Source organism: Mucilaginibacter sp. Bleaf8 (assembly GCF_018390515.1).
GTDB lineage: Bacteria > Bacteroidota > Bacteroidia > Sphingobacteriales > Sphingobacteriaceae > Mucilaginibacter.
Window position 1 is genome coordinate 1 of record NZ_JAHBBK010000014.1, and the last position, 2445, is coordinate 2445.

Here is a 2445-nt window from a genome sequence, read left to right on the forward strand (position 1 = left end):
TTACTTGATATACTGATTGAATTCTTTGTGTTTGATTTCATGCTCGGGCAGTGAGCGGAAGTACTCATAAGTAATCCGGAGCCCTTCCTGCCTGGATACCTTCGGCTCCCAGCCCAGTATGGCTTTGGCCTTGGTGATGTCCGGCCTTCTTTGCTTGGGGTCGTCCGTGGGCAGGGGCCTGGCCACCAGCTGCTGGTCCGTGCCGGTCAGCTTGATGATCTCCTCGCCAAACTCCCGGATCGTGATCTCATCCGGGTTACCGATGTTCATCGGCTGCGCATAGTCGCTCAGCAATAAACGGTAGATGCCTTCTACCAGATCGTCCACATAACAGAACGAGCGTGTCTGGCTGCCATCACCAAACATGGTGAGCGGCTCGCCTCTCAGCGCCTGACCGATGAAGGCCGGCAGTACCCGTCCGTCGTTCAGCCGCATTCTCGGCCCGTAGGTGTTAAAGATCCGGATGATGCGGGTTTCCACGCCGTGGAAGGTATGGTAGGCCATCGTCATGGCTTCCTGAAAGCGCTTGGCTTCGTCATACACGCCCCTTGGCCCTACCGGGTTCACGTTGCCCCAGTATTCCTCCGGCTGCGGGTTCACGTTCGGGTCACCGTAGATCTCCGAGGTGGAAGCTACCAGTATCCTTGCGCCCTTGGCACGGGCCAAACCCAACAGGTTGTGCGTGCCCAGCGAGCCTACTTTCAGCGTCTGGATCGGGATCTTCAGGTAATCGATGGGTGAGGCCGGTGAGGCAAAGTGCAGGATATAATCCAGCTCGCCCGGTACGTGCACAAACTTGGACACGTCGTGGTTATAGAACTCGAACTGCTCCAGCTTGAACAAATGCTCGATGTTGCGCAAATCGCCCGTAATGAGGTTATCCATGCCGATGACATGATAGCCTTCCTTGATGAAGCGGTCCGAGAGGTGCGAGCCCAGGAAACCTGCCGCTCCGGTAATGAGTACTCTTTTTCTGGCTGACATAGGTGCTATGTTGGTGTGCCGGGCAAAGCTCCCTTTTTTACTTAAAAGGTAGCTTTGCCCGGCAGGATGTTTTATCTTCTTGTTTACTGTAAGTGGCTTATCTGCCTTATTGGGCTACCACTTTTCTGCCGATGGAGTTGTAGTAAAAGCCGCAGTCGATCATCTTATCCAGATCATACAGGTTACGGCCATCGAATACCACTCTTTCTTTCAGCAGTTCCGAGATACGGTTAAAGTCAGGCGTGCGGAACAGCGACCACTCCGTTACGATCAGCAGCGCATCTGCGCCTTCCAGGGCATCGTACTGGTTTTGGGCATACTTCACTTTATCGCCCAGCAGCTTTTCTACGTTGGCCATGGCCTCAGGGTCAAACACGGTTACGGTTGCACCTGCGGCTACCAGCGCATCAATGATGTACAGGGCCGGCGCCTCGCGGATGTCATCCGTTTCCGGCTTAAAGGCCAGGCCCCACAAAGCAAAGTGCTTGCCTGCAACATCGCCTTTGTAGTACTGCTTTACTTTGTCTACCAGTACGGTTTTCTGCAGCTCGTTAACTTCCATTACCGAGTTCAGGATCTTGAAGTCATAACGGTTCTCTTCGGCTGATTTGGCCAGCGCCTGCACGTCTTTCGGAAAGCACGAGCCGCCGTAGCCGATGCCGGCAAATAAAAAGCGCTTGCCGATGCGCTCATCGGCGCCGATACCTCTTCTGACCATATCCACATCTGCGCCTACCAGCTCACACAGGTTGGCGATCTCGTTCATGAAGGAGATCTTGGTGGCCAGAAACGAGTTGGCGGCATACTTGGTCAGTTCCGAAGAGCGCTCATCCATAAAGATGATAGGGTTACCCTGGCGCACGTACGGACCGTACAGCTCGCCCATCAGTTTGCGGGCGCGCTCGTCCATGGTGCCTACCACCACGCGGTCGGGCTTCATAAAGTCGTCCACCGCTACGCCTTCGCGTAAAAACTCGGGATTGGATACTACGGCATATTCCACGCCTTCGGCTGCATGCTGCTGCATCACGGCGGTTACTTTATCGGCCGTGCCTACCGGTACGGTGGATTTGGTTACGATTACTTTATAGTCGGTCAGCAGTTTGGCAATATCGCCTGCTGCACCCAGCACGTAGGAAAGGTCGGCTGCGCCGTCGCCGCCCGGAGGCGTTGGCAGGGCCAGGAAAATGATCTTGGCTTCGGCAATGCCTTCTGCCAGGTTACTGGTAAAGGTTAAGCGGCCCTGGGCAATGTTGCGGTGAAAGAGCTGCTCCAGACCCGGTTCATAAATGGGCAGCTTGCCTGCCTGCATCATGGCCACCTTGGCCTCGTTGATGTCTACGCATATCACCTCGTTGCCGGTCTCGGCTAAACATGTCCCCGTTACCAGGCCTACGTAACCCGTTCCTACTACTGCTATTTTCATGGTTCTTTTTGATGTTTTTTCTTCGCTTCTTTGCT

2 protein-coding genes are annotated in these 2445 nt (G+C 54.6%); both read right to left on the minus strand.

The window, feature by feature from the left end:
* Positions 1-984, minus strand: coding sequence for a UDP-glucuronic acid decarboxylase family protein (locus tag KHS38_RS22140; RefSeq protein WP_213491118.1), 984 nt, complete (start codon positions 982-984; stop codon positions 1-3).
* A 106-nt stretch (positions 985-1090) separates the two neighbouring features.
* Positions 1091-2410 (minus strand): UDP-glucose dehydrogenase family protein, encoded by a 1320-nt coding sequence (locus KHS38_RS22145; protein ID WP_213491122.1) that lies wholly within the window; start codon positions 2408-2410, stop codon positions 1091-1093.
* Positions 2411-2445: the final 35 nt, after the last annotated feature.

Coding starts and splice junctions, on each gene's coding strand:
- KHS38_RS22140 (WP_213491118.1), bottom strand. CDS start 984: ATGTCAGCCAGAAAAAGAGTACTCATTACCGGAGCGGCAGGTTTCCTG.
- KHS38_RS22145 (WP_213491122.1), bottom strand. CDS start 2,410: ATGAAAATAGCAGTAGTAGGAACGGGTTACGTAGGCCTGGTAACGGGG.